At 69.8% G+C, this 8,153-nt stretch carries 8 protein-coding genes and 1 tRNA gene; 4 read left to right on the top strand and 5 right to left on the bottom strand.

What is annotated here, in order from left to right; genetic code table 11:
• Both V7D28_RS11740 and V7D28_RS11735 read right to left on the bottom strand, forming a co-directional pair.
• A partial coding sequence (locus V7D28_RS11740) for a sensor histidine kinase (RefSeq protein ID WP_333587569.1) occupies nt 1-1,533 on the bottom strand: 1,533 nt, incomplete at its 3' end.
• 109 nt (nt 1,534-1,642) lie between these two features.
• Nucleotides 1,643-2,413, bottom strand: a complete 771-nt coding sequence (locus V7D28_RS11735; RefSeq protein WP_333587568.1) for an SDR family NAD(P)-dependent oxidoreductase — start codon at nt 2,411-2,413, stop codon at nt 1,643-1,645.
• A gap of 182 nt (nt 2,414-2,595) precedes the next feature.
• On the opposite strand from V7D28_RS11735, the gene V7D28_RS11730 reads away from it, so the two are divergent.
• Both V7D28_RS11730 and V7D28_RS11725 read left to right on the top strand, forming a co-directional pair.
• Nucleotides 2,596-3,813: a parallel beta-helix domain-containing protein gene (locus V7D28_RS11730; protein ID WP_333587567.1), complete on the top strand. Its 1,218-nt coding sequence runs from the start codon at nt 2,596-2,598 to the stop codon at nt 3,811-3,813.
• Between the two features lie 9 nt (nt 3,814-3,822).
• Nucleotides 3,823-4,890: an SO2930 family diheme c-type cytochrome gene (locus tag V7D28_RS11725; protein ID WP_333587566.1), complete on the top strand. Its 1,068-nt coding sequence runs from the start codon at nt 3,823-3,825 to the stop codon at nt 4,888-4,890.
• A gap of 12 nt (nt 4,891-4,902) precedes the next feature.
• Here V7D28_RS11725 and V7D28_RS11720 read toward each other — a convergent pair whose 3' ends face one another.
• A complete protein-coding gene (locus tag V7D28_RS11720; protein WP_333587565.1) occupies nt 4,903-6,390 on the bottom strand; it encodes an alkaline phosphatase in 1,488 nt (495 codons plus the stop codon).
• A gap of 261 nt (nt 6,391-6,651) precedes the next feature.
• On the opposite strand from V7D28_RS11720, the gene V7D28_RS11715 reads away from it, so the two are divergent.
• Both V7D28_RS11715 and V7D28_RS11710 read left to right on the top strand, forming a co-directional pair.
• A complete protein-coding gene (locus V7D28_RS11715) occupies nt 6,652-6,840 on the top strand; it encodes a type II toxin-antitoxin system HicA family toxin (protein ID WP_333587564.1) in 189 nt (62 codons plus the stop codon).
• A gap of 5 nt (nt 6,841-6,845) precedes the next feature.
• Nucleotides 6,846-7,244, top strand: coding sequence for a type II toxin-antitoxin system HicB family antitoxin (locus V7D28_RS11710; RefSeq protein ID WP_333587563.1), 399 nt, complete (start codon nt 6,846-6,848; stop codon nt 7,242-7,244).
• Nucleotides 7,245-7,458: 214 nt separating this feature from the next.
• Here V7D28_RS11710 and V7D28_RS11705 read toward each other — a convergent pair.
• Nucleotides 7,459-7,535 (bottom strand) — tRNA-His (locus V7D28_RS11705).
• 141 nt (nt 7,536-7,676) lie between these two features.
• A partial coding sequence (locus V7D28_RS11700; protein ID WP_333587562.1) for an energy transducer TonB occupies nt 7,677-8,153 on the bottom strand: 477 nt, incomplete at its 5' end.

The raw sequence follows: 8,153 nt of genomic DNA, 5'->3' as shown, positions 1-8,153 counted from the left end.
GGTCAGGGGCAGCTGGAGCCTGAAGCAGGACCCCGCCGCGGGTCGGCTCTCCAACGACAGCGCGCCGCCCATGGCGGCCACCAGTTCGCGGCAGATCGCGAGGCCAAGCCCCGTGCCGCCGAAGCGCCGGGTGGTGGACACATCGGCCTGGACGAAGGGTTCGAAGATGCGGGCCTGATTGTCGGGCGCAATGCCGATGCCGGTATCGGTCACCCCGATCACCAGGCCGTCTGAGGTCTGGTCCAGGTCGACCGTCACGCCGCCCATCGCGGTGAACTTCACCGCATTGGAGACCAGGTTGGACAGCACCTGTCGAAGCCGGCCCGCATCGCCGCGATAGGCCCCGGCCACCGACGGCGTCGCTGTGACCTTCACCTGGAGCCCCTTGGCCGCGGACAGGGCCGCGAAGGTGGCGCAAACGCCGGTGGCGAGCTCCACCACGTCGAAGTCCACGGCCTCCAGCTCCACCTTTCCGACGCTGATCTTCGACAGGTCCAGGACGTCGTTGATGATGGCCAGCAGGCTCTCGCTGGAGCGGCAGATCACCTCCACCTGGCGCTGTTGGGCCTCGGGCAGGTCTTCCCGCGCCAGGGCCTGGGCCATGCCGTAGATGCCGTTCAGGGGCGTGCGGATCTCATGGCTCACCGTGGCCAGGAACCGGCTCTTGGCCTCGCTTTCGGCTTCGGCGTCCAGCCGGGCCTGGACCAGCTCGAGCTCGTTGCGCTTCTCCTGGTCGATGTCGCGCACAGCGCCCACCACGCCCACCAAACGGCCCTGGTCGTCGTGGTGCGCCTCGGCCAGGCTCTCGACCCAGCGCAAGGCCCCATCGGAGCGCACGTGCCGATGGACCACGTGCATCGGCTCGCCGCCGGCCAGATGATCCTCCCAGGCCTGTTGGGCGCCGGGCAGGTCCTCAGGATGGACCGGCGCCCAGAGCTTTTCCATGGCCAGGTCGTAGTCCACCGAGTCGCGCTCCGCACGCTCGCTCACCGCCTCGCGCCGGAGGTGATCGAGCTCCCAGACGCGGATCTTGGCGATGCGCATGGCCGCCCGCAGGCGTCGTTCGGAGCGTTCGGCGGTCTCCAGCGCCGTCTGAAGCTGCTGGCCCAGTTTCACCCGGGCGCAGTCGTCCCCCAGCAGGGCGGCCAGGGCCTGGAACTGCTTCAGAACCTTCTCCACCCGGGGGCGAGGCGTCATGTCGATGCTGATCAAGGCGCCCAGGACCTCGCCGTCGCAGAGGATGGGCGCTCCCAGGAAGGCCTTAACCTCCGGGCTGCCGGGCGCGAGCCCATGGGCCTGGGCGACCGGGTCGGTGGCGAAGTCCTCGATCCACAGGGCTTCGCCCGTGGCGATCACCCGTCGACTGGGGAAGTGCGGGCTTTCGTCGCCCTCGAAGGGCTTGGTCCGCGCGTCCCCCTGGCCCTCGCGCCACACGACGTCGGCTCCAGCGCCGCCATAGAGGGCGTGGGCCAGGCGCACCACCCGGTCGGCGGTGGTGCGCACCGATTCGAGTGGAATATTGGCCTGAGTCAAATGAACGTCCCCTCCCCCGTCCGTCAGGCATATCGTCGTTCGGTTAACCGCCCCTGCCGGGTCCGCGCCTGTCCCTGCGGCAGGACGCCGCAGGGACAGGCCGGGCGGCCTAGAAGTTCACCCGGCCGGAAATGGCCCCGTCCACCAGCATGTTGATGCCCGTGGTGAAGGCTGAACGGGGGCTGGCCAGGAAGACGGTGGCGGCCGCCACCTCCTCGGGGGTGGCCATGCGGCCGGTGGGGTTGCGCTTGATCATCTGGTCGAAGAAGCCCGGCGCCGTGGCCTTGACCCGGCCCCACACCCCGTCCTCGAAAAAGACTGTGCCCGGCGAGACCACATTGCAGCGCACGCCCTTGGCCGCGCCTTCCTTGGCGACGCCCTTGGCGTAATGGATGAGGGCGGCCTTCATGGCCCCATAGGCCGAAGGGCCGCTGGCCTCGGCCGCCGAGACCGAGGAGGTGATGATGAAGGCCGCGTCCCCCTGGGCGGCCGCCGCCTTCTCCAGATGGGGCCGGGCAGCCCCATAGGTGCGCACCGCGCCCAGCATGTCGATCTCGAACATGGACCGCCAGTCGTCCTCCGACCCGCCATTGACCAGGGCGCTGGCGTTGGAGACCAGGATGTCGAGGCCGCCCAGGTTTTCAGCCGCCTGGCTCACGAAGGCCTGCAGGGCCGGACCATCGGCGATGTCCACCGCCTGGCCCCAGGCGCGCACCCCGCGCGCCTCCAGCGCCTGCACCGTCTCGGCCACGCCGGCCTCGCCGCGGGCGCACACCGCAACATCGCAGCCTTCTTCGGCCAGCAGCTCGGCGATGGCCCGGCCGATGCCGCGGCTGGCGCCCGTGACCACCGCCCGCTTGCCCTTCAATTGCAGATCCATCGCGCTCTCCCTTGTGGTTTCCAGATTCCGCGGCCGGCAGTAACCCCCGCCGCGGGGGCTGGGATCAAGGGCCGAATGGGGATTCATGAACATTGATCGCTTAGGCGTTGCGCGCCGCGAGCGCGAGGGCCAAGCTTCGGCGAAAGGCCGCCCCAGAGAGCGGCCGTCCCGGGAGGATGACCATGAATCGCCTAACCGCCGCCTTGTGCGTGATCGCCGTCGGGGCCTATGCCGCAGCCGCCCATCCGGCCCAGGCCAAGACCCTTTCCGTCGCGCCCGGCCCCGACGCCCAGGAGGCCCTGCAGCTGGCCTTGCTGGACGCCAAACCCGGCGATGTGGTGGCGCTGGGGCCGGGACGTTACGAGCTGACCGATGGCCTGTCCCTGGACGTGGACGACGTCACCATCAAGGGCGCCGGACCCGACGCCACCATCCTGTCCTTCGATGGTCAGCAGGGCGGTGCGGAGGGCCTGCTGATCACGTCCGACCGGGTGACGGTGCGCGACCTGGCGGTGGAGAACTCCAGGGGCGACGGGATCAAGTCCAAGGACGCCGACCAGATCAGCATGATCAATCTGCGGGTGGAATGGACCGGCGGGCCCAAGGCCACCAACGGCGCCTATGGAGTCTATCCGGTCAGCTCCACCCACGTCCTGATCGACGGGGTCACCGTGCGCGGCGCCTCTGATGCGGGCATCTATGTGGGCCAGTCGCGCCACATCATCGTGCGCAACAGCCTGGCCGAGTTCAATGTGGCCGGGATCGAGATCGAGAATTCCAGCCATGCCGACGTCTATGGCAACACGGTCAGACACAATACCGGCGGGGTTCTGGTGTTCGACCTGCCCAATCTGCCGGTGATGGGCGGCCATTCCACCCGCGTGTTCGGCAACAGGATCGTCGATAACGACACCCCCAACTTCGCCCCCGAAGGCAATATCGTGGCCAGCGTGCCGGTGGGCGCAGGGGTCATGATCATGGCCAACCGCAATGTCCACGTGTTCGACAATGAGATCGACGGCAACCAGACCGCCGCCGTCATGCTGGTGGGCTACATCCAGCCCTTCGACGACGCCAACTACGACCCCATCCCCCGCGAGGTGGTGGTGCGCGACAACCGGCTGGGCCGCAACGGCTGGGCGCCGGCCTTCGCAGGTGGGGCGGAGTTGGCCGCGGCCGTGGGCGGCGCTCTGCCGCCGATCCTGTGGGATGGGGTGGCCGCAGCGGCCGGCCCCCAGGCGCTGAGACTGGCGGACGGCCCGGTTCTGAACCTCAACCTGCCCGCCCCCGGCGCCATGGCCGAGGCGCGCCCCGATGTGACGCCCGTGCTGGAGCGGGGCGAGATCAGCGAGCCCGAGCCCGTGGTGCTGCCAGAGGCCCAGACCGCTCGCGTCGGCTGAGCCGCCGCCATGCGCGTCCTTCCAGCCCTGTTGCTGACGCTGGCCGCCCTGGCGCTGTCGGGCGCGCGCGGCGGGCCGGAGCCCGTGCGCCTCGATGTCATCCTGGCCGAGGCGCCGGCGCAGAAGCTGTCGGATTACGGCCTTTTCCAGGACCCCGGCGCCCGCACCCCCAGCCCCGGCGTGACGCCCTACGACCTGACGACCCCGCTGTTCAGCGACTATGCGGCCAAGCACCGCTTCGTCTTCACGCCAGCAGGCAAGAGCGCCACCTATCGCTCTGAAGGTGTGCTGGAATTTCCCGTCGGTTCGGTGCTGGTCAAGACCTTCGCCTATGCGCCCGACATGCGCCGCCCGGCGGTGGACGAGCGTTATGTGGAGACCCGGCTGCTGATCCGGAAGGCGGAGGGCTGGGTCGCCCTGGCCTATGTCTGGAACGCCGACCAGACCGAGGCCGTCCTGAAGCGAACGGGGGCCCGGCTGGACGTGGCCTTCATCGATCCGTCCGGCGCGGCCCGGGCGATCAACTATCTCGTGCCCAACCAGAACCAGTGCAAGACCTGCCACTCGGCGCAGGGCGCGCTTGTCCCCATCGGCCCACGGGCGCGCAATCTCAACCGGGACCTCGACTATGGCGATCGCACCCAGAACCAGTTGGAGGCCTGGCGGCGGCTGGGCCACCTGAGCGGCGGCCCGGCCCCGGCTGATGCGCCCCGGACGCCCGCCTGGGACTCGCAGACCGAGCCGCTGGAGGCGCGCGCCCGGGCCTATCTCGACGTCAATTGCGGCCACTGCCACAGCCCGGCGGGCATGGCCTCCACCAGCGGCCTCTTCCTGACCCTGGAGGAGGACCGGCCGGTTCATCTGGGGATCAACAAGGCGCCGGTGGCCGCCGGCCGCGGTTCGGGCGGCCACAAGGTCTCCATCGACCCCGGCCGCCCGGACACCTCGATCCTGGTGCATCGGATGGCGTCGGACGACCCCGGCGTCATGATGCCGGAACTGGGTCGAAGCCTCGTCCATGCCGAGGGCCTGGCCCTGGTGGCGGCCTATGTGGAAAGCCTGACCCCAGCCCCGTGATGGGTCGCCGGGTCAGGACCCCGGCGGCTTTGGCGGCAGGCGCAGGGCGTGGCGCAGCACCTGAAAGAGGTAGGGCTGGTCCATGGAGCCGGTGACCAGATAGGCGCCCGGCCCCTCAGCATAGGCGGGCACGTCCTCGCCGGCATGGGCCGCGCTGGAGAAATAGACGCCGGCCTGGCGCACATGATCCGGGGCGGTGGGATCACCGGCCTCCAGGCCCGGCCGCCCAGACGCATCGCGCGGCCCGCCGGGTCCGGTGGCGTAGCTCAGTATGGGAATGGGCTTGCCGTCCTCAGCCAGGCGCGGCGCGCCGGTGGGGCCCTTAATCAGGCCGAGCACGTCATCGCCCCGGGCCCCCCCGCTGATCACCAGGCCATGGCTGTGATCGGCCGTCACCAGGATGAGGGTGTCGGCGTCGTCGGTCATTTCGCGGGCCGCGGCCACGGCTTTGGCGAACTCGATGAGCTCGGTGAGGGACGCGTTGATGAGACCGGCGTGGTGGGCCTTGTCGATATGGGCGCCCTCGACCAGCAGCACATAGCCCGCAGGCTCGGCCGCCAGCCGGCTGATCGCCGCACGCGTCATCTCCTCCAAGGTCGGGATGATCTGCGGCGCTGCGCCCGGACGATCCAGCTCGTGGGGGATGTGGACCGGAGCGAACAGGCCCAGAATCTTGCGCCGCTCCGCCACGGCCTGGGTCATGCCCTCGCGATCGGTGACATAGGCCCCGCCTGGCTGACTGGCCCAGAGCGCGGTGAGGTCCTGGCCGTCGACCCGCCGTCCGCCCGCCTCGGCCGGACGGAAGAAGGACCAGCCGCCCCCCAGCACCAGGTCGGGCCGGATCTCGTCCGGGGCCAGGACGAGCTGGGCGGCGATGTCCTGGCAACCGGCCGCCCGCGCGGCGGCGGGCAGTTCGGCGTCGCTCTGCCAGTTGCGGTCAGGCACATGGGCGTAGAAGGCCGCGGGCGAGGCGTCGGTGACCGAGGAGGTGGAGACCACCCCCACCGCCTTGCCTATTTCGGCCTTGGCGCGCTGGGCGATGGTGGCGACATTGCGCGACGGGTCGCAAACGCCGCGCCGGGCGCCGCCGTCGACGCCAAGCGCCCCATTGATGGTGCGATAGCCGGTGGTGATGGCCGAGGCCCCATTGGCGGAATCGGTCACCAGGCCGTCGGCGGAATAGGTCCGCACAAGCCCGCCATAGGGCATGGTGTCGAAGGCGAGGTCGTGGCTGGCCCCGTCGCGGCCCTGCCGCTGGCCGTCGAGAATCCGCCCGGCGGTGACGGTGGAAACGCCCATGCCGTCGCCGATGAAAAGGATCACGTTGCGCGCCGCCCCGGTATTGGGCGACCGGGCCAGGGCGGCTTCCAGCACCTCCTCCGGCGTGCGCGCGGGGTCCGGACCGGTCTGGGCAAGGGCTTGGCCCGCTGGGAGCAGCAGGGCGGCGGACACCGCCAGGGCCAGGGGGACGCCGGTGCGGAGAAGGGACGCAGTGAACATGGAAGACCTCGAAGCGCGGGCAGACCCGCCGTCGTTGTCGAGGCTTATGACGCCCGAGTGTGACAGAGGGGCGAAGCTCTGTCCGATCAACGCTGCGAAAAGCCCCCCAGCGGCGAGGCTCGGGGCTTTCGGCGCCGGTAGGGTCAAAGGGCCGGCCGCCTGTATTCCGCCTCCGTCAGCCCGGAATGGTGCGCCACATAGTGTGTATAACGTGCGCATCTCCTGATTGCACCGGCGGGCAGAAATGTGTATGCAGTACACATGAACAGCCGGGACGTGATCAAGGCTCTTGAAGCCGGCGGCTGGACCCTCAAGCGGGTCACCGGAAGCCATCACCACTACCGCCACCCCACCCTGCCCGGCCTGGTCACCGTCCCGCATCCGAAGAAAGACCTGCCCCTAGGGACGCTCCGCTCTATCGAGCGTCAGGCCGGTCTCAAGCTGAGGTAAGGCCCATGCGCTACTACATCGCCCTGATCCATAAGGACCCCGACAGCGACTATGGGGTCTCCTTTCCGGACTTCCCCGGCTGCGTGACCGCCGGCGCCACCCTGGAGGAAGCCGCCGCCATGGCGCGCGAGGCTCTGGAGGGCCATGTCTCCGTCATGAGCGAAGACGGTGAGGCGATCCCCGCGCCCTCGACCATGGACGAGGTGATGGCCGATCCCGAGGCGCGAGACGGCACGCCCCTCCTCGTCCCGCTGGCCGCCGCCGGACCCCGGCGGGTGTCCAGGGTCAACATCACACTGCCGGAAGACCTCCTGCAGGACATAGACCGCACTGCAGAAGCCCGCGGCTATACGCGATCGGGCTTCCTGGCCGAAGCCGCCCGGCGGGTCCTGGCCGACGCCTAGATCACCAGCTCGCAGAATGGTGCTAGGCTGCGCCCGCGGCGGCGGGGTCAACCGTGCAGCTGGTCGGGCGGCCTCTACGCCGCCCTTCGATTCGGGAAAGTCGCGTACCCGCGGCCGCCGCACCCCCTCCCAACGAAAAAGACCCCCGGCGCGGGTGCGCCGGCACCCATGCTCCAGAAACGAAAAAGGCCTGATCTCTCAGGCCTTTAAACGATGGTACCGCCTCCCCGGTTCGAACGGGGGACCTCCAGAGCCACAATCTGGCGCTCTAACCAACTGAGCTAAGGCGGCGCGTCGCGAGGCTAGGGTTCTAGTGGCGCAGGCGCGCCGGATCAAGCGCGATCCCGCAGGCCGCCGACAAAGACATGGCCAAAGAAAAACCCCGGAAGCGGTGCGCTTCCGGGGTCAATCCTGACGGATCTGTTCCGCGCCCTACTGGGGCAGACGGAAGGAGATCGGGATCCGCACCGTGCCACCTTCGACGGGCTGGCCGTCGGCGGTGCGCGGACGCATCCGGAACAGTCGAGTCATCCGCATGGCGGCGTTCCCGAAGTCCTGGCCCGAGGGAGTCTCCTCCACGACGGAGCAGCCTTCCAGGGTGCCGCGGGCGGTCACCGAGCAGCTCAGAACCACCCGGCCCTCGGCTCCCATCCGCTGAGCGCGGTCAGGATAGTACCGAGCCACTTCCTCGCCGCTGGGCACGCGGGCCCAGTCGGGATTGGTGATCACCGACGGACGCGGCGGTTCCGGCGGAGGCGGCGCCGGCGGCTTCGGCGTCTCGATCCGCTTCTCCACCGGGGGAACCGGCAGGGGCGGGATCGAAGGCGCGTCGATCGGCGGCGTCACCGGCGGACGCGGCTGCAGCTTGGGCGGCGGCGGCGGCGGCGCATTGGTCGGCGGCGGCGGCGG

Source organism: Phenylobacterium sp. (genome assembly GCF_036723115.1).
Lineage (GTDB): Bacteria > Pseudomonadota > Alphaproteobacteria > Caulobacterales > Caulobacteraceae > Phenylobacterium.
Note: the sequence above shows the minus strand (reverse complement) of the source record. Positions and strands in the feature narration are given on the sequence as shown.